This is a genomic window from Modestobacter sp. VKM Ac-2979, assembly GCF_026967995.1.
In the GTDB taxonomy this organism is placed as follows: Bacteria; Actinomycetota; Actinomycetes; order Mycobacteriales; family Geodermatophilaceae; genus Modestobacter.
Genome location: NZ_JAPVBO010000004.1, coordinates 192,940 through 219,725, shown reverse-complemented (window position 1 = coordinate 219,725; position 26,786 = coordinate 192,940). Strand labels below are relative to the sequence as shown.

Annotated in this window: 26 protein-coding genes; 7 read left to right on the top strand and 19 right to left on the bottom strand. The window is 74.9% G+C overall.

Translation table 11 applies throughout. The features are described 5' to 3' along the window. Positions 1 to 13: 13 nt before the first annotated feature. The 10 genes from O2W15_RS13110 to O2W15_RS13065 form a co-directional block, all read right to left on the bottom strand. The gene (locus O2W15_RS13110; RefSeq protein ID WP_269179732.1) at positions 14 to 892 is read right to left on the bottom strand and encodes a ComF family protein; all 879 of its coding nucleotides are present in this window, start codon (positions 890 to 892) and stop codon (positions 14 to 16) included. Positions 893 to 987: 95 nt separating this feature from the next. After that, entirely contained in the window at positions 988 to 2,727 is a 1,740-nt protein-coding gene (locus O2W15_RS13105) for an LpqB family beta-propeller domain-containing protein (protein ID WP_269179731.1), read from the bottom strand. Then, entirely contained in the window at positions 2,724 to 4,472 is a 1,749-nt protein-coding gene (gene mtrB, locus O2W15_RS13100; protein ID WP_269164547.1) for an MtrAB system histidine kinase MtrB, read from the bottom strand. The genes O2W15_RS13105 and mtrB overlap by 4 nt, the downstream gene beginning before the upstream one ends. Before the next feature lie 19 nt (positions 4,473 to 4,491). Further along, positions 4,492 to 5,199, bottom strand: a complete 708-nt coding sequence (gene mtrA / locus O2W15_RS13095; RefSeq protein WP_269164546.1) for an MtrAB system response regulator MtrA — start codon at positions 5,197 to 5,199, stop codon at positions 4,492 to 4,494. Between the two features lie 178 nt (positions 5,200 to 5,377). Beyond that, on the bottom strand, positions 5,378 to 6,862 hold the full coding sequence (ahcY, locus tag O2W15_RS13090; protein ID WP_269179730.1) for an adenosylhomocysteinase: 1,485 nt from the start codon (positions 6,860 to 6,862) through the stop codon (positions 5,378 to 5,380). Positions 6,863 to 7,046: 184 nt separating this feature from the next. Further along, positions 7,047 to 8,222, bottom strand: coding sequence for a mannose-6-phosphate isomerase, class I (manA, locus tag O2W15_RS13085; protein WP_269179729.1), 1,176 nt, complete (start codon positions 8,220 to 8,222; stop codon positions 7,047 to 7,049). Positions 8,223 to 8,369: 147 nt separating this feature from the next. Further along, positions 8,370 to 9,512, bottom strand: coding sequence for an SIS domain-containing protein (locus tag O2W15_RS13080; protein WP_269164543.1), 1,143 nt, complete (start codon positions 9,510 to 9,512; stop codon positions 8,370 to 8,372). Beyond that, a complete protein-coding gene (locus tag O2W15_RS13075) occupies positions 9,509 to 9,724 on the bottom strand; it encodes a Trm112 family protein (protein ID WP_269164542.1) in 216 nt (71 codons plus the stop codon). The genes O2W15_RS13080 and O2W15_RS13075 overlap by 4 nt, the downstream gene beginning before the upstream one ends. Then, entirely contained in the window at positions 9,721 to 11,100 is a 1,380-nt protein-coding gene (locus tag O2W15_RS13070; RefSeq protein ID WP_269179728.1) for a phosphomannomutase/phosphoglucomutase, read from the bottom strand. Before O2W15_RS13070 ends, O2W15_RS13075 begins: the two co-directional genes overlap by 4 nt. A gap of 80 nt (positions 11,101 to 11,180) precedes the next feature. Beyond that, a complete protein-coding gene (locus O2W15_RS13065; RefSeq protein WP_036333830.1) occupies positions 11,181 to 11,531 on the bottom strand; it encodes a DUF3499 domain-containing protein in 351 nt (116 codons plus the stop codon). A 142-nt stretch (positions 11,532 to 11,673) separates the two neighbouring features. On the opposite strand from O2W15_RS13065, the gene O2W15_RS13060 reads away from it, so the two are divergent. The 3 genes from O2W15_RS13060 to O2W15_RS13050 are packed head-to-tail and all read left to right on the top strand — an operon-like array spanning position 11,674 to position 14,454. Then, positions 11,674 to 12,438 (top strand): SDR family NAD(P)-dependent oxidoreductase, encoded by a 765-nt coding sequence (locus O2W15_RS13060; RefSeq protein WP_269179727.1) that lies wholly within the window; start codon positions 11,674 to 11,676, stop codon positions 12,436 to 12,438. A gap of 44 nt (positions 12,439 to 12,482) precedes the next feature. Next, positions 12,483 to 12,941: a metallopeptidase family protein gene (locus O2W15_RS13055; RefSeq protein ID WP_036333828.1), complete on the top strand. Its 459-nt coding sequence runs from the start codon at positions 12,483 to 12,485 to the stop codon at positions 12,939 to 12,941. Between the two features lie 40 nt (positions 12,942 to 12,981). Then, a complete protein-coding gene (locus O2W15_RS13050) occupies positions 12,982 to 14,454 on the top strand; it encodes a hypothetical protein (RefSeq protein ID WP_269179726.1) in 1,473 nt (490 codons plus the stop codon). On the opposite strand, the gene O2W15_RS13045 is transcribed toward O2W15_RS13050, so the two are convergent. Then, positions 14,429 to 15,292, bottom strand: a complete 864-nt coding sequence (locus O2W15_RS13045; protein WP_269179725.1) for a hypothetical protein — start codon at positions 15,290 to 15,292, stop codon at positions 14,429 to 14,431. The two genes, O2W15_RS13050 and O2W15_RS13045, sit on opposite strands and share 26 nt — an antisense overlap. A gap of 157 nt (positions 15,293 to 15,449) precedes the next feature. Then, positions 15,450 to 15,713: a WhiB family transcriptional regulator gene (locus tag O2W15_RS13040; protein ID WP_269164735.1), complete on the bottom strand. Its 264-nt coding sequence runs from the start codon at positions 15,711 to 15,713 to the stop codon at positions 15,450 to 15,452. A 384-nt stretch (positions 15,714 to 16,097) separates the two neighbouring features. Between O2W15_RS13040 and cofD the strand changes: the two genes are divergently transcribed. The 4 genes from cofD to O2W15_RS13020 are packed head-to-tail and all read left to right on the top strand — an operon-like array spanning position 16,098 to position 20,599. Further along, complete coding sequence (cofD, locus tag O2W15_RS13035; RefSeq protein WP_269164537.1) at positions 16,098 to 17,060, top strand: 2-phospho-L-lactate transferase; 963 nt, start codon at positions 16,098 to 16,100, stop codon at positions 17,058 to 17,060. After that, entirely contained in the window at positions 17,057 to 18,139 is a 1,083-nt protein-coding gene (locus O2W15_RS13030) for a coenzyme F420-0:L-glutamate ligase (RefSeq protein WP_269179724.1), read from the top strand. The genes cofD and O2W15_RS13030 overlap by 4 nt, the downstream gene beginning before the upstream one ends. A 50-nt stretch (positions 18,140 to 18,189) precedes the next feature. After that, positions 18,190 to 18,792: a dTDP-4-dehydrorhamnose 3,5-epimerase family protein gene (locus O2W15_RS13025; RefSeq protein WP_269179723.1), complete on the top strand. Its 603-nt coding sequence runs from the start codon at positions 18,190 to 18,192 to the stop codon at positions 18,790 to 18,792. A 25-nt stretch (positions 18,793 to 18,817) separates the two neighbouring features. Continuing rightward, positions 18,818 to 20,599: a hypothetical protein gene (locus tag O2W15_RS13020; RefSeq protein WP_269179722.1), complete on the top strand. Its 1,782-nt coding sequence runs from the start codon at positions 18,818 to 18,820 to the stop codon at positions 20,597 to 20,599. A gap of 9 nt (positions 20,600 to 20,608) precedes the next feature. Here the strand turns inward: O2W15_RS13020 and O2W15_RS13015 are convergent, their stop codons facing one another. The 7 genes from O2W15_RS13015 to O2W15_RS12985 form a co-directional block, all read right to left on the bottom strand. Next, the gene (locus O2W15_RS13015) at positions 20,609 to 21,544 is read right to left on the bottom strand and encodes a DNA-3-methyladenine glycosylase family protein (protein WP_269179721.1); all 936 of its coding nucleotides are present in this window, start codon (positions 21,542 to 21,544) and stop codon (positions 20,609 to 20,611) included. Between the two features lie 26 nt (positions 21,545 to 21,570). Beyond that, entirely contained in the window at positions 21,571 to 22,341 is a 771-nt protein-coding gene (locus tag O2W15_RS13010; protein ID WP_269179720.1) for an SDR family NAD(P)-dependent oxidoreductase, read from the bottom strand. A 68-nt stretch (positions 22,342 to 22,409) separates the two neighbouring features. Continuing rightward, complete coding sequence (locus O2W15_RS13005) at positions 22,410 to 22,790, bottom strand: DUF2304 domain-containing protein (RefSeq protein ID WP_269164531.1); 381 nt, start codon at positions 22,788 to 22,790, stop codon at positions 22,410 to 22,412. Beyond that, complete coding sequence (locus O2W15_RS13000) at positions 22,787 to 23,542, bottom strand: glycosyltransferase family 2 protein (RefSeq protein ID WP_269179719.1); 756 nt, start codon at positions 23,540 to 23,542, stop codon at positions 22,787 to 22,789. The genes O2W15_RS13005 and O2W15_RS13000 overlap by 4 nt, the downstream gene beginning before the upstream one ends. 73 nt (positions 23,543 to 23,615) lie before the next feature. After that, positions 23,616 to 24,719, bottom strand: a complete 1,104-nt coding sequence (locus tag O2W15_RS12995; protein WP_269179718.1) for a mannose-1-phosphate guanylyltransferase — start codon at positions 24,717 to 24,719, stop codon at positions 23,616 to 23,618. A gap of 25 nt (positions 24,720 to 24,744) precedes the next feature. Beyond that, positions 24,745 to 25,659 (bottom strand): glycosyltransferase family 2 protein, encoded by a 915-nt coding sequence (locus O2W15_RS12990; protein ID WP_269164528.1) that lies wholly within the window; start codon positions 25,657 to 25,659, stop codon positions 24,745 to 24,747. Next, the gene (locus O2W15_RS12985) at positions 25,656 to 26,756 is read right to left on the bottom strand and encodes a glycosyltransferase family 4 protein (protein ID WP_269179717.1); all 1,101 of its coding nucleotides are present in this window, start codon (positions 26,754 to 26,756) and stop codon (positions 25,656 to 25,658) included. The genes O2W15_RS12990 and O2W15_RS12985 overlap by 4 nt, the downstream gene beginning before the upstream one ends. Positions 26,757 to 26,786 lie beyond the last annotated feature (30 nt).

Genomic DNA, 26,786 nt, shown 5'->3' with positions numbered 1-26,786 from the left:
GAGCGGGGTGTGATCAACCCGACGCTAGACGCCTTGTCCCGGTCCCGACAGTGGAAGCCGGGCACAGCTCACCCCCAGCTCCACCACGCACCGTGAACGCCCCAGGTGGCGGCGGGGTGAACGGTCGCTGCACGCGCCGTGGAGTGGCCGCGACGACCGCAGCGACCACCGGCGTGTCCCGGCCCGGCGTGCCCTCGACCCCGACCAGCGCCCGGGCCCCCTCGGTCAGCGTCGCGCCGCTGGTGACGACGTCGTCCACCAGGACCAGCCGACTGCCGGCGGACACCCCGGCCCACGCCCCGTGCCCGGCCGGCAGCACCCGGAACCGACCGGCCAGGTTGGCCCGCCGGGCGGCGGCGTCCAGGCCGGCGGAGTCCCGGGTCCGCCCGGCCCGCCCACGGAGCCTCCCCAGCACCGGCGCGGTCCGGGCGGGCACCCCGGCTGCCCGCAGCTCGACCACGGCGCGGTCAGCCAGTTCCCGCACGTGGTCCCGACCCCGCTGGCGCACCGCCGCCGCGGAGCTCGGTACCGGCACGAGGACGACCGGTGCGGCCGCCGGCCCCGCAGCACCGGCCAGCACGACGCCGACCGCCAGGGCCAGCGCCGTGCCCAGCGGCCCGGCCAGCTCGGCGCGGCCGTGCTCCTTGAACGCCAGCACCGCCGGGCGGACCGGACCGGCGTAGGCACCCGCCGCCACGGTCGGCGGGAAGCCGGGCGGGTGTCGCCGCGGCTCGGCCAGCCGGGGCCGGGTGAGCCGGCGACGGCAGGCCGGGCACAGGACGTCACCGGGCCGTGCGCAGCCGGCGCAGCTGCGCGGCAGCACCAGGTCGGCCAGCACCCGACTCCCGGCCCGCAGCACCTCGACGACACCGCCGTCCGCGTCCCGTCCCATGCCGGGAGCCTGCCCGTCCCGTGCCGCACCCCGGTCGCCCGGCGAGGAGCTGGGGACCCGGGGTGCGGGTGGGGACGACGGCCGGCGCCGTCCGGTCACATCGGGTAGAAGGGCGCCCGTCCCGCCAGCGGCTCGGCACCCCGTACCGCGGTCACCCAGTTGCCCCCGGGCAGTTGCCACAGCGTGCCGCCGGCGCTGACCAACGGCTGACGCCCCGGCGCTGCCGCCACGGCGGTCGGCTGTGCGGGCAACCCCGCGGTGGTCAGCTCGGTGAGCCCCCAGCCGTCGACGCTCACCTCGTAGGGGACGGTGCGCCCGGTGCTCGGGTCACCGGCCAGCAGCAGCAGCGACCCGGCGTTCCGCCAGGCGACGTCCACCACCTGCCGGATCGACGGGGTCACCGAGCGCAGGTCCCGGACGCTGACCGCGTCCTCGGCCCGTACGACCGTCCCGACGTAGAGCTGGCCGCCCTCGGGGCCGTCGATCACCACGGCGGCCCGCAGTCCGTCCGGGGAGAGCTGGAACGTGGTCGCCCGGCCCAGACCGGGCAGCGTGGGGGCACTGACGGTCTGCGGCGCACCGCCGTCGGGCAGCCGGATCACCTCGGCACCGTCCCGGACGGTCCACACCTCCGCCCGGGTGCCGGCCGTCGTCGGCTCGGTGAAGCTCGCGCCGGTCAGCGCGGGCACCAACTCCCCGCCGTACTGGCCGGCGTACAGCGTGGCCGGCGCCCCCGACGGCGAGACCGAGGTGGACACCCCCACGGTCAGCCCGAGCGCGCTGGTCCGGCCGTCGACCGAGACCGCCGCCGAGTCGAGGCGGTACACGCCCTCGCCGGCGGGACCCGGCGCGGCGCTGCCGTCGGACGCGCGACGCAGCGCACCGTCGGCGATGTGGTGCCCGACGGCATCGGCCGGGACGACGTCCGGGTCGTACTGCTGCCAGTCGTCGACGCGCTGCTGTCCGGGCACGTCCGGCAGGCCGAGGTCCTGGCCGTCGCGCAGCACCTCGACCGAGGTGAGGTCCAGCTGGTCCAGGGACCAGACCAACTGCGCGGAGGCCGCCTGCAGGGTCGCGTCGTCGACGTCGGCGGGGAAGCTGAGGTCGACCGTCGCCGTCCGGCCGGAGGTGCTCACCGTGCTGCGCAGCTCCGCGCCGCTCAGCGGGTTGAGCACGCCGGCGGCGATCTGCGGGGACGGGCCGTCGAGCAGGCGCTCCACGAGCGTGTTCGGCTGGGCACCGCCCTCGACCAGGTAGCGGGGATCGGGCACCACCCGGGTGCCGGACTGGTCGAGGAAGTAGGCGTCGACGGGTTCGTAGGTGCGGGCGAAGTCCGGCTCGAGCATCAGCAGCCCGTCGGGTGGGTCGCTGATCCGCCACTCCCCCGACTCGTCGGTGAGCGTGAAGTCCCGGTTGTAGACCTCGCCGGTGCCGACCGTGAAGCTGCCGCGTTCATCGACTCTCCCCACCTCGGCTGCGGTGACCTCGACGACGCCGGGTTCGGTGCGCACCGGTGCGTAGTCGCCGCTGATGACGGTCAGCCCGTCGCTGTCCCGCCAGGTCTCGGCGGCCTCCTCGGTCAGGTACTGACGGGCCACCGGGTGGTTGCGGACGGTGCTGGCGTTGGCGTCGACGAACCCGCGGACGACCTCCTCCGGCGTCGCCCCCGGTACCGGCGCCGGCGGCTCGATGCCGACAGCGCCGGCCGGCGGGGCGGCCGCCTGGGTGATCCGCACCGTGGGGGAATCGCTGGGCACCGTGCTGCAGCCGGCCAGCAAGAGCGCGGCGAGCACCGTGACCAGCGGCGCGCGCCGGGCGGTGCTGCGCCCGGTCACGGTGCACCCCCGACGACGCGCGCCGGCGCCGGGCGCAGCGGGAGCGGTGAACTGGCCAGCCCGGCGCCGGCGGTCAGCGGCAGGGTGAGCCGGAACTGGGCGCCCTGCCCGGGCTGGCCCCACACCTGCAACCAGCCACCGTGCAGCCGGGCGTCCTCCAGGCTGATGGACAGACCGAGGCCGCTGCCGCCGACGGTGCGCATCCGCGAGGGGTCGGCGCGCCAGAACCGGTCGAACACGTGCTGGGCGGCGACCGGGTCCAGGCCGACACCGTGGTCGCGGACCGTGATCGCGGTCGCCGACCGGTTGGCCGCCAGGACGATCTCGACGGGCTGCCCCTGCCCGTGCTCGATCGCGTTGCCGATCAGGTTGCGCAGCACCCGCTCCACCCGTCGACCGTCCACCTCCGCGATCACCGGCGACGTCGGGACGGAGATCTGCAGCGCACAGCCGTGCCGCTCGGCGAGCGCGGACATGCCGCCGGCCACCCGCTCGACCAGCGGGCCGAGATCCTGCGCCTCCGCCTCGAGCGTCGCCGCACCGGCGTCGTAGCGGCTGATCTCCAGCAGGTCGGTCAGCAGGCCCTCGAACCGGTCGAGCTCGGCCCGCAGCAGCTCGGCGGAGCGGGCGACGGCCGGGTCGAAGTCCGCGCGCGCCTCGTGCAGCACGTCCGCCGCCATCTGCACCGTGGTCAGCGGCGTCCGCAGCTCGTGCGAGACGTCGGAGGTGAACCGCTGCTGCAGCTGCGAGAGCCCCTCCAGCTGGGTGATCTGCTTCTGCAGGCTCTCGGCCATGGCGTTGAAGCTGGTGGCCAGCCGCGCGAGGTCGTCCTCGCCGCGCACGGCCAGGCGCTCTTCCAGGTGCCCGGCCGCCAGCCGCTGGGCCCCTCCGGCGGCGCTGCGCACCGGGCCGACGACCAGCCGCGTCACCAGGACGCCGATGCCCACGACGAAGAGCACGAGCGCGGTCCCGCTGATCACCACGGTGCTGCGGATCAGCCCCAGGCTCTCCTGCTCCTGGTCCAGCGGGAAGGCGAAGTAGACCTCCACCCGGTCGCCGCTGCGGGCATCGGTGGGCACGGGCGCCCCGACCACGAGGGTGGGCACGGGCTCCCCCTGCCCACCGGGCACCGGGGCGTACTTGTAGGCCGGGGACCCGTCGGCCACCTCGGCGCGCAGGTCGGGAGGGAGGGCCGGGTAGATGTCCAGCCGGCTCCACGCCGGGCGTTCCTGGTCGCCCGACCCGTAGACCATCACGACCTCGAAGTCACCGGCCGCACCACCGCGGGAGGTCAGCCCCTCGACCGTGCGGGCCAGCGTGGACCGGACGCTCGCCGAGTCACCGGTGGCGATGCCGCTGACCTCGGTCTGGGCGTACGCCACCCCGTTCAGCACCTGGTCGATGGCGGCGTCGCGCTTGACCCGGAGCAGCTGGTCGCTGATCTGGCTGAACAGCACCAGGCTCACGATCACCACGACGGTGCTGGCGACCAGCATGGTGATCGCGCCGATCCGCAGCTGCAGCGAGGACCGCCAGGCGTGCACCGCGCGGCGCAGGGCGCGCGCCCCGACCACCAGGGCGCGCCGCCGTGCCCGGCGCGCCCGGCGGCGTACCCGTGCCGCCGGCGGACGACGGTCGGGCCGGGGCCCGGGCGCGCGGACGGCGGCGGTGCCCGGTGCAGCCACGCCGGCCCGGTCGACGGCCGGCTCCCCGGTGTCGGTGCCCACGACCGGCGACGTGCTCACGACCGGCGGGGTGCCCTGATCACGGCGGGCCGGCCTTGTAGCCCACGCCACGGACGGTGAGGACCACCTCGGGCTTCTCCGGGTCGCGCTCCACCTTCGCGCGCAGCCGCTGGACGTGCACGTTCACCAGCCGCGTGTCGGCGGCGTGCCGGTAGCCCCAGACCTGCTCGAGCAGCAGCTCGCGGGTGAAGACCTGACGGGGCTTGCGGGCGAGGGCCACCAGCAGGTCGAACTCCAGCGGGGTCAGCGCGATCGGCTCGTCGTCCCGGATGACCTGGTGGGCCGGGACGTCGATCTGGACGTCGCCGATGGCCAGGGTCTCCGCCTGCCCGCTCTCCCCGCGGCGGAGCTGGGCACGCACCCGGGCGACCAGCTCGACCGGCTTGAACGGCTTGGTCACGTAGTCGTCGGCCCCGGCCTCCAGCCCCTGGACGACGTCGATGGTGTCGCCCTTGGCGGTCAGCATCACGATCGGCACGGCGGACTGGGTGCGGATGTCGGCGCAGATCTGCAGACCGTTGCGGCCGGGCAGCATCAGGTCCAGCAGCACCAGGTCCGGGCGGACCTGCTGGAAGGTGGCCACGGCTCGGGCACCGTCGGAGACGAACGCCGGGTCGTAGCCCTCCCGGCGCAGCACGATGCCCAGCATCTCGGCGAGGGCGGCGTCGTCGTCGACGACGAGGACGCGGCCGCGGCTGGTCCCGGAAGTGGGAGCTGAAGGTGGCACGGCCCCATTCTGCGTGACGAAGTCCAGGAAGCGGTCCGCCCCGCCCGGGAGATCTCCCCGGACGGGGCGGAACGTGCAGATCAGAGCCGCAGGTGACCGTCCGAGGTCACCAGCCGCCGGCCCCCTTCCAGGGGCCCACCACGAGCTTGCGAGTGGTGGGGAGGGAGGGGGTCCTTTCTCAGTAGCGGTAGTGGTCGCTCTTGTACGGACCCTCGACCGGGACGCCGAGGTAGTCGGCCTGCACCTTGCTCAGCGTCGTGAGCTTCACCCCGAGGGCGTCCAGGTGCAGCCGGGCGACGTGCTCGTCCAGCTTCTTCGGCAGCACGGTGACGCCGGGGGTCTGGCCCTCGTAGGCGGCCCGGTTGCCCCACAGCTCGATCTGGGCCAGCGTCTGGTTGGAGAACGACGCGCTCATCACGAAGCTGGGGTGGCCGGTGGCGTTGCCCAGGTTCAGCAGCCGGCCCTCGGAGAGCACGATGATCGTGTGGCCGTCGGCGAACCGCCACTCGTCGACCTGCGGCTTGATGGTCGTCCGCACCACGCCGGGCGTGCGGGCCAGGCCGGCCATGTCGATCTCGTTGTCGAAGTGGCCGATGTTGCCGATGATCGCCTGGTGCTTGGTCGAGGCCAGCTGCTCGGCGGAGATGATGTCCTTGTTGCCGGTGGTGGTGATGACGATGTCGGCCTTGCCGATGACCTCGTCCAGCGTGGTGACCTCGTAGCCGTGCATCGCCGCCTGCAGGGCGTTGATCGGGTCGATCTCGGTGACGATGACCCGGGCGCCCTGGCCGCGCAGCGACTCCGCGCAGCCCTTGCCGACGTCGCCGTAGCCGCAGACGACGGCGACCTTGCCGCCGATCATCACGTCGGTGGCGCGGTTGAGGCCGTCGATCAGCGAGTGCCGGCAGCCGTAGAGGTTGTCGAACTTGCTCTTGGTGACCGAGTCGTTGACGTTGATCGCCGGGAAGAGCAGCCGGCCCTCGCGGGCGAGCTCGTACAGGCGGAGCACGCCGGTGGTGGTCTCCTCGGTGACGCCCTTGATGGCCGCACCGATGCGGGTCCAGCGCTGGTCGTCCTCGGTCAGGCTGGTGCGCAGCGCGTCCAGGATGACGCCGTACTCCTCGGAGTCGGCCTCGGTGGTGTCCGGGACGACGCCGTCGGCCTCGAAGCGGGTGCCCAGGTGGACCAGCAGGGTCGCGTCGCCGCCGTCGTCGAGCAGCATGTTCGGCCCGATGATCGTGCCGTCGGCGTCGGCGAACTCGAAGAGCCGCTGGGTGCACCACCAGTACTCCGGCAGCGTCTCGCCCTTCCAGGCGAAGACCGGCACGCCGGTCGGCTCCTCGGGGGTGCCGTCGCCGACGACGATCGCGGCGGCCGCGTGGTCCTGGGTGGAGAAGATGTTGCAGCTGACCCAGCGGACGTCGGCACCGAGGGCGACCAGCGTCTCGATCAGCACGGCGGTCTGGATGGTCATGTGCAGCGAGCCGGCGACGCGGGCCCCGGCCAGCGGCTGGGCGTCCCCGTACTCGGCGCGCAGCGCCATCAGGCCGGGCATCTCGTGCTCGGCGAGGCTGATCTCCTTGCGGCCGAAGCCGTGCAGGGAGAGGTCGGCGACCTTGAAGTCGCCGTCGGTCAGGGTGCGGGTGCCAGTGCTGGCGGTCATGTCGCTCCAGTGTCCGGCCCTGCCCGGGGCGGGCGGGCTCTGTCGGTCGCTGTGGTCCCCGCTCGTGCGGGGCGAGCGAGCATGCCGAGGCTTCGGCGGGGCTCGTGCCGTCGTCCAGGGTACCGCCGCGAGCGCGGGATCGTGCTGGACCGACCCCACTGCAAGGGGGTAGGAGGGTCCTTCGTCAGCGCAACGCGGTGGTGGCGCGGTAGAGCACCGCGGGCCCGCGGGCGGTGACCGCCTGCCCGGCCGGCACGAACACCGACTCCCCCTGCCGCACCGTCAGGTCGCCGTCCGTGCCGGTGAGCACCGCGTCGCCCTCCGCGCACAGGACCACCTGCGGCCCGGCTGTGGTGAGCACCCCCGGGTCGATGTCGACCTGCACCCGGGTCAGGTCGAAGTCGTCGACCGGCGTCGGGTAGCGCAGCCCGCCGGGGCCCAGCACCGGGTGGATCACCGGCACCCTGCCGTCGGTGAAGTCCAGCACCTCGATCAGCGCTGCGAGGTCGACGTGCTTGCTCGTGAGCCCGCCGCGCAGCACGTTGTCCGAGCTCGCCATGACCTCGATCCCGGCCCCGCACAGGTAGGCGTGCAGGTTGCCGGCCGGCAGGAAGACCGCCTCCCCCGGAGCGATCCGGAGGTGGTTGCACATCAGCGAGATCACCACGCCGGGGTCACCGGGGTAGGTGCCGGCGAGCGTCGCGGCCCAGCGATAGGTGTTGATGAACTCGGGGTCGTGCGCGGCGACGAAGGACGCCGCCCGGGCCGCGACGGCGCGGACCAGCGACTCGCGCCGGCGCTTCGACAGGGCCAGCAACTGGGGGATGGCGGCCCGCAGTCCACCGCGGGCCAGGGCCGCGATGGTCGGCATCAGCTCCGGCAGCTGGAGCTTCGCCAGACAGTGCAGCGACTCCTCCACCGGGCGGAACCCGCACAGCGCCTCGACCGGGGTGATCGCGAGCAGGATCTCCGGCTTGTGGAAGGGGTCCTTGAAGGTGCGCGTGGGGTCGTCGTGCGGGATGCCCGCGGCCTCCTCGGCGGCGAACCCCGTCTCGGCCTGCTGGGTGGTCGGGTGCGCCTGCAGCGACAGCGGCTTGTCCGCCGCGAGCACCTTCATCAGGAACGGCAGCCGGTCACCGAACCGCTCGCGGACCGTCGGGCCGAGCAGTCCTGCGGGGTCGGCAGCGATCGCCTCGGTCAGGGTCCGGCCGTCGGAGAGCACGCTGGGCGCGTCGGGGTGCGCCCCCATCCACAGCTCGGCGTACGGCTGGTCAGCCGGCGAGGGGAGCCCGAGCAGCTGCGGGATGACCGTGCGACTGCCCCACGGGTAGTGCCGCACCGGACTGCTGAGCTGCCACATCGGGGCTGAGGTTACCGGCGGGGACGTCACGGGACAGACGTCGGATCGGCCCGGCCCGTGCTGGAGCCCACGGGGACGGCGCTCACCCGCGCGGGGCAGTCGGGTCGCCGGCCGCTCCACGGCCGATCGACCGACGGTCCCGGCCGGTCACGGGTGCAGTGCCCGCTCGTGGTCCAGGGCCAGCGCCAGGTAGACGGCGCTGAAGTCGGCGACGGCCAGCTGCCGGGCGAGCCGCGCCAGCCGGGGGTGCCGTTCCGGCTCGGCGTGCTCGGCCAGCGCGCTGACCGGGACGTTGTGCGCTGCGGCGGTGCGGAGCACCTCGGCCATGGCCTCGCCGGCCGAGCGCGGGTCCCGCTCGCCGCCGTCGTGCTCGCCGGCGTCCGCGTCGCGGATGGTGATCAGCCGGAGCCGGCGGCCGGCGTCGTCGGCCCGGTCCCGGAAGAAGTCGTCCTGGCCCTCCGCGGGGGCCAGCGGCCCGCCGAGGACCGTGCGGGCAGCGACCCGCTGGTCGGGCAGCCGGAAACCGGTCACCGGGAGCCCGGCCAGCGTGGCCAGCTGGTCGGCGACGCGGCCGGCGGCGGCCCCGGCCAGCGGCCCCTCGGCAACGATCACCGGCAGCGCGTCCAGCAGCTCCAGCGCCAGCGTCTTCGCCGGGTTCACGAACGACTCACGCGCCGGGCCGCACTCCGCCGCCGCCTCGTCCAGCGCGGCGGCGACCAGTTCGGTGTCGGCGGCGTCCTGCGCGACCAGCCCGAGCTCGGCGGCGAGCAGCAGCATGGGGGTGAGCAGGGACCAGAGTGCGGTGTGCTGCACCCGGGACGCCGGCAGCGGCACGTACGGCGCCCGGGCGCTGGCGCACGCCGCGTGCAGCGGCGCGTCCTCCGCGCCGATGCCGACCAGCACGACACCGCGCCGCGCGGCCTCGTAGGCCGGGGTGACCGCGTACCGACCGGCGCCGGTGCGGGTCGCCACCACCGCGATGTCCGAGGGGCCCATCCAGACCGGCAGGTCCGGGCCGGGGACGACGTCCACGGTCACCGGGCTGGCCGGGCCGAGCAGCGCCCGCAGCACCGACGCCGCGACCGCTCCCTCGCGCCGGCCGACGATCACCAGCCCCCGCGGGCGGCCCCCCGAGGTCGCCCGCTGGAGCCCGGCCTCCCGGGTCAGCTGAGTGGTCTCCCGCACCTGGGCGCCGGCACCGGCCACCGCCGGCAGCAGTCCCCGCGGGTCGCGGGCACGCAGCAGGTCGAGGTCGTCGAGGACCTCCTCGGCGAGCTCGGGCGAGGTCATGCGCGGCGCTGCCGGGCCTCGTCGAGCAGCAGCACCGGGATGCCGTCACGCACCGGGAAGGCCCGGGAGCAGGTCGGGCAGACCAGCTCGCTCGCCTCGACGTCGACGGTCAGCGCCGTGTGGTGGGTGTCCGGGCAGGCCAGGATCTCCAGGAGGGCCGGTTCGATGCCCAGCGTCTGGTCGGTGGCGCCTGCCGGCGTGTCGTCGCTCATGCCCGCACCATCTCCAGTACCTCGTCGCGCAGTTCGGCCATCCGCGCCGCATCGGCTGCCTCGACGTTGAGGCGCAGCAGCGGTTCGGTGTTGCTGGCCCGCAGGTTGAACCACGACCCGTCGGGCAGGGAGACGGTGAGGCCGTCGAGGTCGTCGATGGTGACGCCGTCCCGCTCACCGTAGGTCTCCCGGACCGCCGCCACCCGCCCGGCCTGGTCCTCGACGGTGGAGTTGACCTCACCGGAGGCCGCGTAGCGCTCGTAGGCGGCGGTGAGCTCCGACAGCGGGCGGGACTGCTCGCCGAGCGCGGCCAGCACGTGCATCGCGGCCAGCATGCCGGTGTCGGCCCGCCAGAAGTCGCGGAAGTAGTAGTGCGCCGAGTGCTCGCCCCCGAAGACGGCGTCGGTGCGGGCCATCTCCTCCTTGATGAAGGAGTGCCCGACCCGGGTGCGCACCGGCTCCCCGCCGTGCTCGCGCACGATCTCCGGCACCGCCCGGGAGGTGATCAGGTTGTGGATGATGACCGTCCCGGTGCCCTTGGCGAGCTCGCGGACGGCGACCAGGCCGGTGATCGCCGACGGGCTCACCGGCTCGCCGCGCTCGTCGACGATGAAGCAGCGGTCGGCGTCCCCGTCGAAGGCCAGCCCGATGTCGGCGCCGTGCTCCCGGACCCCCGCCTGCAGGTCGACCAGGTTGGCCGGGTCCAGCGGGTTGGCCTCGTGGTTGGGGAACGAGCCGTCGAGCTCGAAGTACATCGGCACGATGTCCAGCGGCAGGCCGGAGAGCACGACCGGCACGGTGTGCCCGCCCATCCCGTTGCCGGCGTCGACCACGACCTTCAGCGGCCGGATGCCGGAGAGGTCGACCAGGTCCCGCAGGTAGGCGGCGTACTCCACGGCGACGTCACGGGTGGTGACCGTGCCCACCCGGCCGGGGTCACGGTCGAACACCGCTGACCCCTCCAGGAGCTGCTCGGCCCACTCCCGGACCTGCACCAGCCCGGAGTCCTGGCCGATCGGCGCGGCCCCCGCCCGGCACATCTTGATCCCGTTGTACTGCGCCGGGTTGTGGCTGGCGGTGAACATCGCACCCGGCATCTCCAGCGAACCGGCGGCGAAGTACAGCATGTCGGTGGAGCCCAGACCTGCCTCGACGACGTCGACCCCACGGGACAGCACGCCCTCGGCGAAGGCCCGGGAGAGCGGGACCGAGGAGTCGCGCATGTCGTGGGCGGTGACGACCGAGGTGGCCCCCGTCTCGGCGTGCACGAACTCGGCGAAGGCGGTCCCGATGGCGCGGGCGACGGTCTCGTCCCACTGATCCGGGACGACTCCGCGCACGTCGTAGGCCTTGATGATCGACGTCAGGTCTGCCACGGCGCTGACCCTATAAGGGCCCCACTGCCCCCCACCGCTCGCAGGCTCGCGACGGGACCCTGCAGTGGGGCCGCCTGCGGCTAAGGGAGGTTGGGGAGGACGCGCAGGTGGCCGCGGCGGGTACCGCTGCCGTCGTCGGCCGGGTCGCGCGGAGGCTCCGGGCGCGCGGCCTCGCGGACCGCGTCGGCGAGCGCGAGCAGGTCGTCGCCGGTCGGGCCGGCGTCATCGGCGTCGATCTCGTGGCGGACGACCTCCCAGCCCCGCGGCACGGTGAGCCGCTCGGCGTGGAACTCGCACAGGTCGTAGCTGTGCGGCTCCGAGTAGGTCGCCAACGGGCCGACGACGGCCGTGGACTCCGCGTACACGTAGGTCAAGGTGGCTGCCGCCGGTTGCGCGCAGCCGCTGCGCGAACAGCGACGTGACTGCCTCACCACCGGTTCCTCACGCCGGGCACACTATCCGCAGCCGGCGTCGTCTGGGGAGGAGGCGCACCGGATCGCGCACGTCCACCCCCTCCCCTCCGTCCAGGCACACCCGACCCAGCCGCCCCTGCCGCACGACCTGGGAGAGAGCATGACGACCGGCCCCGACACGGTCCTGCTGCTCGGCGGGCGCAGCGAGATCGGCTTGGAGCTGGCCGAACGGCTGGTGCGCGACGGCGCCCGGCGGGTGCAGCTGGCCGCCCGACGCAGCGACGAGCTCGACGCCGAGGAGGGGCGGCTGCGGGCGGCCGGCGCGACGTCGGTGCAGCGGCTGGAGTTCGACGCCGACGACCTGGCCGGCCACGAGCAGCTGCTGGCCACCGCCCTGAGCCCGGCAGAAGGCGCTGACCCCGCGGCCACGGTCGCCGTCCTGGCCTTCGGTGTGCTCGGCGACCAGGCCCGCGCCGAGATCGACGCGGCCCACGCCCTGGCCGTCGTCTCCACCGACTACCTGGCCCAGGTCTCCGTGCTCACCCACCTGGCCCGGCTGATGCGTGCCGCAGGTGGAGGGCACATCGTCGTCTTCTCCTCGGTCGCCGGGGTCCGGGTGCGCCGGGCCAACTACGTCTACGGCTCGGCAAAGGCAGGCCTCGACGGCTTCGCCAGCGGCCTGACCGACGCCCTGCACGGTTCCGGGGTCCGGCTGCTGCTCGTCCGGCCGGGGTTCGTGGTCGGGCGCATGACCACCGGCATGTCCCCGGCCCCGCTGTCCAGCACGCCCGCCCAGGTCGCCGCAGCCGTGGCCGACGCACTGCGCCGGGACCGGTCCGTGGTCTGGGTACCGGGCACCCTGCGGGTGCTCGCGGCGGTCCTGCGACTCCTGCCTCGCCCCCTCTGGCGCCGCATGCCCCGGTGATCCGGCGCGGCCGGGGAACCGGCAGGCCGTAGGCTCCTGCCGCGATGGACCGCCTCCCTGCCCGTGCCCGGCGCGACCGTCATGGCCGCGGCCTGCGCGGTCGTCTCGTGCCGCCGACGGTGCCGCTCTCCCGGAGCCGCGCCGAGCAGTTCGACGACCTGGTCCTCGACGCGGTCGAGGACCTGGAGCGCCGCTGGGAGCGCGAGCTCGCCGGCGTCGAGTTCGCCGTCGAGGACGTCCCCTGGGTCGACCACACCAGCCCGGACGACGTGGTGCTGGACGCCGACGTGCTGGAGGACGGCAGCGTCCCGCTGGCCCGGGTGCTGCCCGCGCACCGGGAGGGCGGGCAGGAGCACCCGGCCCGGATCGTGGTCTACCGCCGTCCGCTGGAGATCCGCGCCGCCGACCGCGACGACCTCGCCGACCTGGTGCGGGACGTCGTCGTGGACCAGGTGGCGGTGCTGCTGGGCCGGGACCCCGAGGAGATCGACCCCGCCGGTTGACCGGGTCGCGCCCGACCCCTTTGCCATGCTGGGGGCCGAGATGAGCGCAGCGAACCAGCAGTCCGGCCCGCGCGGTGTCCGGCGGGCAGCCGTCACCGGGGTCCTCGCCGTCCTGGTCGTCCTCGCCGCCGGCCTGGTGCTGCTCGCCCTCCAGCCCCGGACGACGACGGCCACCGCGACCCTGACCGTGACCCCCCGCACCGAGGCCGGCGCGGACGCCGCCCTGCTGCTGGCCGACCGGTACACCGCGCTCGCCGGGTCGGCCGACGTCCTGGACGCGGCGCAGGCGGACGAGCCGGCGCTGGCCGACGTGTCGCCCACCGAGCTCCAGGAGGGCATCGAGGCCGGGCGGCCGCCCGGCACCGCCACCGTCGTGGTGCAGGTGACGCTGCCCGACCGGGACGCGGCCGTGACCGCCGCCAACGCGGTGGTCGGCCGGCTCGTCGAGGCGGGCGCCGACGAGCAGCTCGTGGACGTCGACCCGGGGCGGGAGGCCTCGCCGGCCCGCACCACCGGCTCGTCGGCCACGGCCCGGTGGGTGGTCGTCTCGGTGCTGCTGGCCCTCGCCGCCGGGCTGTGCGCCGCGCTGGCCTCGATTCTGCTGACGAGGGGGCGGGCTGCCGGGCGGGCGACCGGGAGCGCGGACGCCGAGGCCCGCGTCGAGGCGCTCGACGACCTGCCCGGCTTCCTGGCGGACCCGCCGGGCTCCCCCGCACCCGTGCCGCCGCGGACCAGCCGGACGGGAGCGACGGCCGTCCCGGTCGGGTCACCCGGCGGCGCCGCCTCCCGCACGACCGCGTCCGTCGCCACCCTGACGGCCGCAGCGCTGCTGGTCCTCGCGGCGGTGGCGGTCGGGGCCCCCACCGGCCGGGCCGGGGACGACACCGTGGCCGCCCCGCCGATCGGTACCGCATCCACCCCCACCGCGACCGCCCCCACCGCACCCACCCCGACTGCGTCGGAGCCGGCCGTCACAGCGCCGATCACGCCGGCCGCCGGGACGGGCGCCGGCGCCCTCGCGTTCCGATCGGTGCCGCTGGGCGCGGACGGGCTCGCGGCCACGGCGAGCTTCGGCGGCGTGCTGCTGGAGGAACGGGCCGTGGGGCTGACCGTCACCTACCCCGACGTCAGCCTCACCACCGACGGCCGACGCGCCCTGGCGCACGTCCGGCTGCCCACCTACAACTGCCTGACCACCGAGCCGCCCGCCGACCCGGTGGCCGCCGGCTGCGTCCGGTCGATCACCGAGTACGCCGACCTGGCCAGCCCGGAGCTGCAGGTCACCCGGGACGGCGACCGCATCGAGCTGGCCGGCCTCTTCCCCACCTACACGCGCCCGAACGGCAGCGCGCCCAGCTACACCGGGCGGGCGTACCAGCTGGCGGCCTCGATCGCCCCCGACGGCCCGCGCCGGGACGGCACCACCCCGGCGACCGGGGTCGTGCGGATCGGGCTGGACAGCGCGACCACCGCACCCGAGCGTGGGGTCAGCCGGCTGCAGCACCCCGGCTGAGCGCGCCCCGGCGGCCCAGCTGGGTGAGGCCGGCGGCAGCGGTCAACGTGCCCGAGGGTGCACCGAGCTCGCGGCGGAGGCCGCCGATCTCGCTGGTCCCCCACCACGGCCAGCGCTCCTCGCCGGCGGCCCCGCGATCGAGCAGGGTGAGCAGCAAGGCCCGCGGCCCGTCGTCCGCCGGGACGACGGCGACCTCCAGCTCACCGATCGCGGCGTGCAGCCGGGCCGCGGCGCGCACGAACGTCCGCTGGGCGGGAGGCAGCTGCGCGAGCACGGCCGGCAGCCAGCGCTCGACCTCGCCCGGGTCCCGGCTGCGGGAGACGTCGGCGACGCTGTCCAGCTCGTCGATCAGCCGGCGGCTGCGCGTGGTGGCCAGCTGGGCGTCCGGCAGCCCGGCGGCGAGGTGCCGCACCGTCGGGTCGCCGAGCGGCAGCCCGGCCAGCCGGAGGGTCCACGGGCCACGGACCTGGTCCAGCAGCCCGATCACCCCCGCGGCGAGGCGTTCGGCGACGTCGTCGTCCTGCGCGGGGAACCGGGACTGTGGCCGCCCGGGCGGCAGCGGACCGGGCTCGGCGCCGAGCAGGCCGACCACGGTGCCGACGCCGCGGCGCCGGAACGACAACAGGGCCGCCCCGGCGGGACGGCTGTGGGCGTCCCGCTCCACCACCACCGCGTGCGGACGGACCCGACAGAAGGGCCGGCCGGCCTGCGCGTTCAGCGCGGCGGTGAGCCACGGCCCGCGAGCCGGGAGGGGTACGGCGCGTTCGGCCAGGAGGGGCGCAGCGGCGCGGACCTCGCGGACCACGGCGGCGCGGCCGTCGACGACCCAGGTGTGCACGGGTTCCAGTCGACCACACGGGGCCCGACGTGGAGAGCTGGGGAGTGGCCGGGCGATCAGCTCGAGGGAGGGCCTCGCCGGGCTGCTCGTCGGCGCGTCGTTGCGCCGACCGTGCGGGAGGAGAGCCGGTGGTGCAGTGGTGCGGGTGGGTCCTTCGTCAGCCGGCCTGGCGGCGGAGGCGGCGACGCTCGCGCTCGGAGAGCCCGCCCCAGATGCCGAAGCGCTCGTCCATGGTCAGGGCGTACTCCAGGCACTCGGCGCGCACCTCGCAGCCGGTGCAGATCCGCTTCGCCTCCCGGGTCGAGCCGCCCTTCTCCGGGAAGAACGCCTCCGGGTCGGTCTCGGCGCACAGGGCGCGCTCCTGCCAGCTCTGGTCCTCGACGTCCGCGCCCGGGAGGCCGGCGTCGAAGACGTCGGCCATGCCCAGCACGTCCCGCCCGTAGGAGGCCGGTGCGGCCCCTGCTGTGGAGCTCTCGTGCTCGGTCAACCACGACACCTCGGCCATCACGTTGCGTCCCCTCTCGCTCCGTCACGACGCCTGCTCCTGGGCGGTTCCCAGTCGCCAGCGCCTGATGACGACATCGGAATTACACGCGTGTCGTTGAGTCGAGGTCAAGTCGGGCCGGTGTATCGCGACGCCACACGGACCACACCGATCACAACTCGTCCGTGGGTCGTCACAGACCACCCCGACACGCCGCGCCCAGGAACACCATCTGCCATCGAGACCGAGCGGTTTCGTAGAGATCGTCCGGGGCCGACCCGGGTCCGCCGTGGAGTTCTGCCGATCAGGCACCATGGTCGGGTGCACATCGTCGTACTCGCCGGCGGGGTCGGCGGCGCCCGCTTCCTGCGCGGCGTCCTCGCCGCGGCCCCCGGCGCCGAGGTGACCGCCGTGGTCAACACCGGCGACGACGTGACCCTGCACGGGTTGCGGATCTGCCCCGACCTGGACACCGTCATGTACACGCTCGGTGACGGGATCGACGACGAACGTGGCTGGGGCCGTCGCAGCGAGAGCTGGACGGTCAAGGACGAACTGGCCGCCTACGGTGCCGAACCGACCTGGTTCGGCCTCGGCGACCGCGACCTCGCGACCCATCTGGTGCGCACCCGGATGCTCGACGCGGGCTACCCCCTCTCCGACGTCACCGCCGCGCTCGCCCAGCGCTGGCAGCCCGGGGTGCGGCTGCTGCCGATGAGCGACCAGCGGGTCGAGACGCACGTCGTGGTGACCGACCCCGACACCGGCCGCCCCCGGGCCATCCACTTCCAGGAGTGGTGGATCCGGCACCGGGCGGCCCTGGACGCCAGCAGCTTCGTCCAGGTGGGGGTGGACGACGCCCGGCCCGGCCCCGGCGTCGTCGAGGCCCTGACCACCGCCGACGCGGTGCTGTTCGCGCCGTCCAACCCGGTCGTCTCGATCGGCACCGTGCTGGGGGTGCCCGGCATCCGCGATGCCGTCCGGGGGGCTACCGGACGGGTGGTCGGCATCTCCCCCATCGTCGACGGCGCCGCGCTGCGCGGCATGGCCGACCGCTGCCTGCCCGTGGTCGGCGTCGAGGTCAGTGCGGAGGGCGTCGGCCGGCACTACGGCGCCCGGTCCGCCGACGGCCTGCTGGACGCCTGGCTGGTGCACACCGGCGACCAGGCCACCGTGCCCGGCGTCGACGTGCGCGCCGTCCCACTGCTGATGAGCTCACCCGAGGCGACCCGGGCGCTGGCCCGGGCCGCGCTGGACGCCGCAGGCGTCCCGACCACCCCGTGACCGGGCCCGGCCTCCCCCCGGGGATCTCCGTGCACCCGGTGCCCGGCCTCCCCGAGTTCGCGCCGGGGGACGACCTGGCCGCCGCGATCGCCGGGGCGGCGCCGTGGCTGGCCGACGACGACGTCGTGGTGGTGACCTCCAAGGTCGTCTCCAAGGTGGAGGGCAACCTGGTCCGGGTCGAGCCCGGCACCGACCGGGAGACCGCCCGGCAGCAGGCCGTCGACGCCGAGACCGTCCGGGTCGTCGCCCGCCGCGGGCCGCTGCGGATCGTCGAGACCCGGCACGGCTGGGTGGTCGCCGCAGCGGGGATCGACGCCTCGAACGTCGCCGCCGACGCGCTGGTCCTGCTGCCCGAGGACGCCGACGCCTCCGCCCGGCGGTTGCGGGACGGGCTGCACGGGCTGCTCGGGGTGACCGTGGCCGTCGTGGTCAGCGACACCTTCGGCCGCCCGTGGCGGGACGGCGTCACCGACGTGGCGATCGGTGCGGCCGGCCTGCCCGCGCTGGTCGACCACCGGGGCGCGGTCGACCCGCACGGCAACCGGCTCGAGACCACCCAGGTCGCGGTGGTCGACGAGTTGGCCGCGGCGGGGGACCTGGTGAAGGGCAAGCTCGGCGGCATCCCGGTGGCCGTCGTCCGGGGTCTGCGGTTCCGCCCACCGGAGCCCGACACCGGCACCCGTCCGCTGGTCCGGCTGGGTGCCGGCGACCTGTTCCCCACCGGCACCCGGGACCTGGTCGGCAGCCGTCGCACCGCCACCACGCTCACCCGCCGGGACGGCGCCCTGGCCGCGGTCACCGAGGCCTTCCGGACCGCCGTGGCGGCGCTGCCGGAGTTCCCGGTGGTCTTCCGCTACGGCAGCGAGGAGGGCGACGAGGAGGGCGGCGGCGGGGACGTCGTCGACGTCCACCTGGCCGACCCGATCACCCCGGTCACCTCGCTGTCCCTCGGCGCGGTCGTCGGTGCCGCACTGGTCCAGCTGCAGGCCGACGGCTGGGCGACCCGCTGGGAGCCGGCCGGCACCTTCGGCGGTGCGTCGCTGGCCGGCCGGCTGTGGCTGGGCGCCGACGCCGGCTGACGCCCGGGGCAGGTCGGGCCGGGCGTGCGCCACTCGGCTAGCGTCGAGCCGTGCAGATCCGCGAGCTCGCCGTCCCTGACAGCTACGTGCTGGACCTCGTCCCGCACGGTGACAGCCGCGGCCGGTTCACCGAGTGGTACCGCGCCGACGTGCTCGCCGCCGAGACCGGGTTCGGGCTCACCCTGGCGCAGGCCAACCACAGCGTCTCCGCCCGCGGGGTGCTCCGGGGCGTCCACTTCGCACTGGTCCCCCCGGGTCAGGCCAAGTACGTCTACTGCCCGGCCGGCAAGGTGCTCGACGTGATCGTCGACATCCGGGTCGACTCGCCCACCTTCGGCGTGCACGACTCCGTGCTGCTGGACAGCGAGCAGCCGCGCGCGGTGTACCTGGCCGAGGGCTTGGGCCACGCGTTCGTGTCGCTGGCCGACCACAGCTCGGTGACCTACCTGGTCTCCAGCGGCTACTCCCCCGGTCGCGAGTTCGGGATCAACCCGATGGACCCCGCACTCGACCTGCCCTGGCCCACCGACGTCGAGTTCGAGCTGTCGGGCAAGGACACGGCCGCCCCGACGCTGGCCGAGGCCCGCGAGCAGGGCCTGCTGCCGACCATGGCCCAGTGCACGGCGCGGTACGCCGGGCTGCGCGCCCGCTGACCCGCCCCGACCACCGGCTCCCCCGTTGACCACGCAGACCACCCCGACCAGCGCCGACGCCACCACCCCCGTGCACGACCCGCGAGCGCGGTTCCGCAACCGGGTCGAGCTGGCCCTCCTCGGTCTCGTGGTGCTCGCCCTGGCCCTCCTGAGCTGGCGGCGACGCTGGACCTCCGACGACGCGTTCATCAACTTCCGCGTCGTGGAGAACCTCCTCGCCGGCAACGGCCCGGTGTACAACGCCGGGGAACGGGTGGAGGTGGCCACGAGCTCGCTGTGGCTGGCGGTGCTCACCGTCGCCGAGGCCCTGGTACCAGGGAACGCCGTCGCCTGGATCTCCGTCGTGCTCGGGATCGTCGCCACCCTGGTCGGCGTGGTGCTGGCGTCGCTCGGGAGCCGCCGGCTGTACGGCGGCGTCGCGCGGTGGCTGGCCGTCCCCTGCGGGGCCGTGGTCGTGGCCGCACTCCCCCCCTTCTGGGACTTCGCCAGCTCCGGTCTGGAGACCGGCTTGTCCTTCTGCTGGCTCGGAGCCTCCTTCGCCGCCCTGGTCCACGTGGCCCGTCGGGAGCCCGTGGACCAGCGTCGGACGCTGGTCGTGGCCGTCCTGCTGGGGTTGGGCCCCCTCGTCCGCCCGGACCTCGCGCTGATCAGCGCGCTGCTCATCCTCTGGCTGCTCAGCGTCCCGGGCAGTTGGCCGGCGCGCGCAGCACGGGTCGCGGCAGCCGGCGCCCTCCCGGTGGCCGTGGAGGTGTTCCGAGCGGGGTACTACGGGCTCCTGGTGCCGAACACGGCCGTGGCGAAGGAGTCCAGCCGGGCGGTGTGGGGCCGCGGTGCCGACTACCTGGCCGACCTGGTCGGACCGCACCTGCTGTGGCTCCCCCTCGCGCTCGTCCTCGCAGTGCTCGCCCTCCTGGCCCCGCGCGCCGGCTGGCGGCCCCGCGAGTGGTCCCTGGTCGCCGTCGTCCTGGTCGCCGCTCTGCTCCACGCTGCCTACGTGGTGCGCGTGGGCGGGGACTTCATGCACGGTCGACTGCTCCTGCCGAGCCTGTTCCTGGTGCTCTGCCCGGTCATGGTCGTCCCGGTGCCCGCGCTGCGCCTCCGGGGGATCGCGGTGAGCGCGGTCCTCACGGTGCTGGCCGTGTGGGCTGCCGCGTCCGTGGTGGTGCTCCGTGCGGAGTACCCGGAGGGCATGAGCTCGGCAGGCATCACCGACGAACGCCGCTACTGGGCCGAGCTGGCCGGCCGGGAGAACCCGGTGACCCTGGAGGACCACGGCGTGCAGAGCGTCATCCCCTACAGCGATCAGGTGGCTGCGCTGCACGAGCAGGGTGCCGACCTGGTCGTCGCACAGCCGCCCGTGGTGACCCCGGACTCCGGAGTGGCACGCATCGCGCCGTCCGCTGGCGGAGTGGTGTTCGGCGTGGGCAACGCGGGCTTCTACGGAGTGGCGCCCGGGCTCGAGGTCCGGGTCGTGGACGGGCTGGGGCTCACCGACCCCATCGGCTCGCACATGGAGGCACCTCCGCCCGGCCGCGCCGGGCACGAGAAGTCGTTCCCCGCGGAGTGGTTCATGGCGCGGTACGGCGCTCCTGAGCTCGCCGAGGAGGCCACGACGGGTCTGCCTGCTCCCGCCGACGTGGCAGCTGCCCGGGCCACCCTCGACTGTGGCCCGGTGCGTGAGCTGCTCGAGGCCACCAACGCGCCGCTGACCTGGGGACGTTTCTGGGACAACCTCACCGGGGCTCCGTCCCGCACCTCGCTGCGGATCCCGGCCGACCCGGCCGAGGCGCAGGCCCAGTTCTGCTGAGGCCCCTGCTCAGATCGACCGGTACTGGGTGGGCGCCATCCGGGGACCCCGCTTGGGCGGCATGCTGCCGCCGACCTCCAGCAGCCGGACGACGCGCTGCCGGTGCCCGCGCCAGGGCTCCAGCAGCGCGAGCATCCCGTCGTCGTCGGTCTTCCGGCCGGCCAGCGACCAGCCCACCAGGTTCTTCAGGTGGTAGTCACCGACGCTGACCGAGTCCGGGCAGCCGACGGCCCGCTGGGCCACCTCGGCGGCGGTCCACACCCCGATGCCGGGCACCGACTGCAGCCGGCGGCGCAGGTCGGCGCAGTCGTCGTGCACGCCGGCCTCGAGCCGGGAGGCGACCGAGGCGACCGCCCGCAGCGCCCGGCGACGGGCGCCGTCCAGGCCGCAGCCGTGCCACTGCCAGTCGGTGACCGCCAGCACCCGCTCGGCCGAGGGGACGACCCGCATCCCCGCCGGCGCCGGTCCGGGGGCCGGCTCACCGGCCAGCCGCAGGAGTTCCCGGAAGGTGCGGTGCGCCTCGATGCCGGTCACCTTCTGCTCCAGCACGGCGGGCAGCAGCGCGTCCCACACCCGGCCGGTGCTGCCCAGCCGCAGCCACGGCGCCCCGCGGTGCAGCCGGGCGACCAGCGGGTGCGGGGTGGGGTCGAAGTCGTCCGGCCGGTCCTCCGCGCCCAGCCAGCGCGGCGCCGCCTCCCCTGCCCAGCCGGCCCCCGGGCCCCAGGCCTGCACCCGGATCGCGGCGGGACCCCCGGTCAGCCGCACGGTGGCGGGGCCGTCGGGCGTGGTCGTGGTCCGCCAGACGCCGTCCTCGGCGTAGCGCAGCGTCGGGTCACCGGTGCCGCGGCGGTCCCGGGACAGCGTCCGGCGCACGTCCAGCGGCCAGTCCGGCGTCCAGACCCGGTCGTGGACCGGCGCGTCGACGACCAGCAACTGCTCCCCCATGACGTTCCCCCCAGCCCGCGCTGCCGTCAGCGGGGCGCCATCCGCAGCGCGCCGTCCATCCGGATGACCTCGCCGTTCAGGTAACCGTGCCGCACGACGTCCAGCGCGAGCTCGGCGAAGTCCTCGGGGCGGCCCAGCCGCTTGGGGAACGGGATGCCCGCGGCGAGTGCCGTCCGGGCCTCCTCGGGCAGGGCAGCGAGCAGGGGCGTGTCCACCAGGCCGGGGGCGATGGTGCAGACCCGCACCCCCACGGAGGAGAGGTCCCGCGCCGCCGGGAGGGTCAGCCCGACGATGCCGCCCTTGGAGGCGGCGTAGGCGATCTGCCCGATCTGGCCGTCGTAGGCGGCGATGGAGGCCGTGTTGACGACCACGCCCCGCTCGCCGTCCTCGTCGGGCTCGGTACGGGCCATCGCAGCGGCCGCCAGGCGCAGCACGTTGAAGGTGCCGATCAGGTTGACGGTCACGGTGCGGCTGAACGGGGCCAGGTCGTGCGGGGAGCCGTCGCGGCCGAGCACCCGCTGCGCCCAGCCGATCCCGGCGCAGTTGACCGCGATCCGCAGCGGGCGGTCCTTGCCCGTCGCGTCCTCGATCGCCACCTGCACCGACGCCTCGTCGGTGACGTCGGTGCGCACGAAGGTCGTGTGGCCACCCAGCTCGGCGGCCAGTGCCTGCCCGCGATCCTCCTGCAGGTCCAGGACGGTGACCGCGACACCGGCCGCGGTCAGCGCACGGGTGGTGGCCTCACCGAGGCCCGAGGCCCCGCCGGTGACGACCGCGGCGACGTCGAGGTTCTTCATGCGCCCGAGGTTAACCAGAGCCGTCTGCCCGCGACTGCGGGAGCCACGCCCACACGCCGTTCAGGCGGTCAGGCGACCGAGCCCCGGGCCCGTGGCCCCGACCGCGCTTCCCGGTCGGGGAGTCGCCTCTCCGCCTCGGTCAGGGCGACCGCACGGGCCAGCGTGACCATCCGCGCCTCCTGCTCCCGGAACCGGACGCCGGTGCTGCCGACCAGGTAGATGAAGGCCAGCGCCAGTCCGTAGAGCATCAGGTCGGCACCGCGGGTGACACCCACGGCATCGGCCGCGGCCTGGAGGAGGTCGGGGAACAACACCGCGATCGCGCCGGCGACGACGGTCAGCCCGGCCATGATCTTCCGCCGGGCCTGACCCCGCAGGGACGACCGAGCCCGCAACGACAGGACGACGGCCGCCACCAGCGCCGGGACGAGCAGGAACTTGATGATCACTTGCGCCGCCCGTGGCTGACCCGGTGGGCGAAGGTGTCGACCAGGATGTTGACGCTGTTGAGCAAGGGCTGGCCCTTCGAGCGCGAGTAGTCCGTGTAGAGGATGTGCACCGGGTACTCGATGATCTCGTTCTGCGGCCGGGTCAGGAAGTACTCGAGCTCCGACGCGTACGCCATGCCGGAGTGGGAGAGCTTGATCTGCGAGGCGATCTCCCGCGTGACGATGCGCAGCCCGTTGTGCGCGTCCGTCAGCCGCGTCCCGGCCCCACGGTTGAGGAGCTTCGTGGCGGTCCGCAGCATGAGGCTGCGCAGCCAGCTCATCTCCGTCTTCCCGTCCAGGAAGCGGGAGCCGATGACGACGTCATGGCCTTCGCGGATCAGCCGGATCATGCCCAAGAGGTCGTTGAGCTGGTGCTGACCGTCGGCGTCGAAGCAGGCCACGTAGCGGGCGTCGGTGAACCGCACGGCCGCCTCGTAGCCGGTCTGCAGGGCGCCACCGGCGCCCAGGTTCACCGGGTGCGTCACGCGCAGCGCCCCGGTCTTGTCGATCTCGTCCGCGGACGCGTCCGTGGACGCATCGTCGACGGCGATGACGGTGAGCCCGGCGGTGATCAGCTCGGCGATCACCCCGCCGACGACCGGCGCCTCGTTGAAGACGCGGACCACGACGACCGTGTCGGCCCATTCGGCGGACGCGCCGTGCGGAGCCGCGAACTCCGCGACGGCCTCGGAACGCGCTTGGCTGGGGTTCATCGCGGTCGAATGTAAACCCGGGACGGCGCCGAGCCGAAGACCCGCCACAGCACCCGCCCCTTGCGTCACACCGTCAACTGAAGCCCCGGCCGCACCGCTCCTCCACCGTGGCCAGCAACTGCTTGACCCGCTCGGCGTCCCCGACCGGGCACACCATCGTCACGTCCGCGGTGTGCACGACCACGCTGTCCCGGACGCCGACCAGCGCGACCAGGTGGTCGGGGTCGTCGCTGAGCACCACGTTGCCCGAGCTGTCCAGCAGGACGGTCAGCCCACGGGTCGCGTTGCCGGCGGCGTCGGTGCTGAGCGTGTGGGCGAGGGCCGGCCAGGAGCCGACGTCCAACCAGTCGACGTCCAGGTCGACCACGGCCACCCGGCCCGGCTCGGCGGCCGCCGGCTCGAGGACGGCGTAGTCGACGCTGATCTTGGGCAGCGTCGGGAAGACCTCGGCGAGCACGGCCTCCCGCTCCGGGCCGGCCGGTGCGGCGACGATGCGCCCCAGGCCGGCGGCGGACTCCGGCAGGTGGTCGGCGAGCGCCTCGAGCACGGTCCGCGCCCGCCAGACGAACATGCCGGAGTTCCACACGTACTCGCCGCTGGCCAGGTACTGCTCGGCGGTGGCCCGGTCCGGCTTCTCCCGGAACGAGGCGGCCTCGCTCGCGCCGGGCACCTCGGTCGGTGCGCCCTTCTGCACGTAGCCGAACCCGGTGGCCGGCGAGGTGGGGGTGACGCCGAGGGTCACCAGGGCCCGCGGCCGGACGGCGAGCAGGTCGTAGGCGGTGCGCAGCGCGGCGGCGAACCGCTCGACCGGCCGGATCACGTGGTCGGCGCTGACCACGGCGAGCTCGGCGTCCGGGTCGACGTCGGCGACGAGCGCGGCCGCAAGCCCGACGGCGTTGGCGGTGTCCCGGGCGACCGGCTCCAGCACCAGCCGGTCGGCGCGCAGCTCGGGCAGCGCAGCCCGGACCTGGTCGCCGTACCGGGCGGCGGTGCAGACCCAGATCTGCTCGGTGGGCAGCACGGCCTGCAGCCGGGTGAACGCCTCGGCGAGCAGGCTGTGGGCCCCGGCGCCGTCGGCATCGGCGACGACGTCGAGGAGCTGCTTGGGCCGGGCGGCCCGGGACAGCGGCCACAGCCGCGTGCCGGACCCGCCGGCCATGATCACCGCGTGCTGCACTGCTGGCTCCAGTCCGTCGGGGAGGTCATCGTCTGCGCCACCGGCGGCGACCGGGCAGCTGCTCGGCACGCTGCTGCGGCTGCGCGCCCGCACCGACCCGCGCACTGACGTAGGACGTCAGCATCCGGGCGCCGAGACCGCCGCGCAGCACCCAGCGCAGCGGCGCGTGCCGCCGGCGCGGGTACTGGCCGGACAGGTAGCGCAGGGCGCTGGTGTGGTGCACCCGCTGCATCCGGTGCGGCTCCCGGCGGGTGGCGTGGCCGCCCTCGTGCACCACCACCGCGCTGGGCACGTAGACGTGCAGGTAGCCGCGCCGGCCGAGCCGCTCGGCCAGGTCGACGTCCTCGAAGTACATGAAGTAGCCCGGGTCGAAACCGCCGACCGAGTGGAACGCCTCCAGGTCGACCAGCAGGCAGGACCCGGACAACCAGCCCGCGGGGCGCTCCCGGGGCGCCTCCCGCTCGCGTCGGTAGCGGGCGGTCCACGGGTTGCTGGGCCACACCCAGCCCAGCAGGGCGTGACCGATCCCGGTCGAGAGCGAGGGCAGGTCCCGCGCCGAGGGGTACAGCGCGCCCTCCGGCGTGCGGATCCCCGGCCCCAGGGTCGCGGCCCGGGGCCAGCGGGCCGCCGCGGCGAGCAGCTCGTCGACCGCGCCGTCCTCGAAACGGACGTCGGGGTTGACCACCACCGCCCACCCGGTGCGCAGGTCGGCCAGCCCGGCGTTCGCGGCCGGGCCGTACCCGACGTTCCCGCCGATCGGCAGGAGCCGGACGTCGTCCGCACCGGCCGCGACCCGCTCGGGCCAGCCGTCGGTCGAGCCGTTGTCGGCGAGCACGACGTCCAGCGGTCGGGTCGTCGCCCGCCGCAGGCTGCTCAGCAGCCCCTCGATCGCCTCACCGGGCGAGTAGGTGACGGCGACCACGCGCAGCGGGCCGGTCACGCCGCGGCCGCCGCGGCATAGGTGGCGAGGTGCGCCCGGGCACAGGCACGCCAATCGAACAGCGCCGCGCGGGCCCGGCCGGCGGCAGCCAGCTCGGCCCGGCGGACGGGGTCGGCCAGGAGGTCCCGGAGCGCCACGGTGATCGCTGGGGCGTCGGGCTCGGTGTAGGCCACGGCGTCGCCGCCGACCTCGGGGAGGGACAGCAGCCGGGTGGTCAGCACCGGCGCACCGGAGGCCATCGCCTCCAGCACCGGCAGGCCGAACCCCTCGCCGAGGCTGGGGTAGGCGACCACCGTCGCCTCCCCCAGGAAACCGGCGAGCATCTCCAGCGGCAGGTAGCCCGGGCGCAGCAGCCGGTGCGTGTCCGGCACCTCGGCGGCCGCCCGGTCCACCTCCGCGTCCCATCCCCGGCCCCCGGCCAGGACCAGGGCGGGCGGGTCGGTCAGCGCGCTCCACGCCCGGATGAGCGCCGGCACGTTCTTGCGCGGTTCCAGCGTGCCGAGGAAGCCGACGTAGGGGCCGGGGAGGCCGAGGTGCTCCCGCACCGCGGCGCGCTCGGCGTCCGAGGGGACGTGGAACCGGGCAGCGTCCACCCCGAGGTGGGCGACGTCGATCCGGGCGGGGTCGGCACCGGCCACCCGCACCAGCTCCTCGCGCGTGGCGGCCGAGGGCGTGATGCACCGGGCGGCCCGGGTCAGGGACACCCGGGTCCAGGTGGTGAAGAACCGGCGCTTGACCGCCAGGTGCAGCTCCGGGTGGGTGAAGAAGGTGGCGTCGTGCAGCGTCGTCACGACGGGCAGCCCTCCGGCCAGGGGCATCGTGTAGTGCGGGCAGTGCAGCACGTCGGCACGGGCCCGCCGGGCCAGCAGCGGCAGTCCGACCTGCTCCCAGACCAGCCGGGCCGGCCGCCGGCCGATCACCGCGGGCGCCGCCAGCAGCTCGACGCCGGGGAGCAGCCGCTGGTAGTGGGCGACGTCGTGCGCCTGACAGACGACGACCAGGTCCGCACCCTCGGTCTGCAGCGCCGGCAGCAGCTCGTCGACGTAGCGGCCCACCCCACCCCGGTCGGCGGGTACGGCAGTGGCGTCGACGAGCACGCGAGGTCGGTTGCTCAGGAGTGACTCCGG

Coding starts and splice junctions, on each gene's coding strand:
- O2W15_RS13110 (WP_269179732.1), bottom strand. CDS start 892: ATGGGACGGGACGCGGACGGCGGTGTCGTCGAGGTGCTGCGGGCCGGG.
- ahcY (WP_269179730.1), bottom strand. CDS start 6,862: ATGACCGCCAGCACTGGCACCCGCACCCTGACCGACGGCGACTTCAAG.
- manA (WP_269179729.1), bottom strand. CDS start 8,222: ATGTGGCAGCTCAGCAGTCCGGTGCGGCACTACCCGTGGGGCAGTCGC.
- O2W15_RS13080 (WP_269164543.1), bottom strand. CDS start 9,512: ATGACCTCGCCCGAGCTCGCCGAGGAGGTCCTCGACGACCTCGACCTG.
- O2W15_RS13075 (WP_269164542.1), bottom strand. CDS start 9,724: ATGAGCGACGACACGCCGGCAGGCGCCACCGACCAGACGCTGGGCATC.
- O2W15_RS13060 (WP_269179727.1), top strand. CDS start 11,674: ATGACGACCGGCCCCGACACGGTCCTGCTGCTCGGCGGGCGCAGCGAG.
- O2W15_RS13055 (WP_036333828.1), top strand. CDS start 12,483: ATGGACCGCCTCCCTGCCCGTGCCCGGCGCGACCGTCATGGCCGCGGC.
- O2W15_RS13050 (WP_269179726.1), top strand. CDS start 12,982: ATGAGCGCAGCGAACCAGCAGTCCGGCCCGCGCGGTGTCCGGCGGGCA.
- O2W15_RS13040 (WP_269164735.1), bottom strand. CDS start 15,713: ATGGCCGACGTCTTCGACGCCGGCCTCCCGGGCGCGGACGTCGAGGAC.
- O2W15_RS13015 (WP_269179721.1), bottom strand. CDS start 21,544: ATGGGGGAGCAGTTGCTGGTCGTCGACGCGCCGGTCCACGACCGGGTC.
- O2W15_RS13010 (WP_269179720.1), bottom strand. CDS start 22,341: ATGAAGAACCTCGACGTCGCCGCGGTCGTCACCGGCGGGGCCTCGGGC.
- O2W15_RS13000 (WP_269179719.1), bottom strand. CDS start 23,542: ATGAACCCCAGCCAAGCGCGTTCCGAGGCCGTCGCGGAGTTCGCGGCT.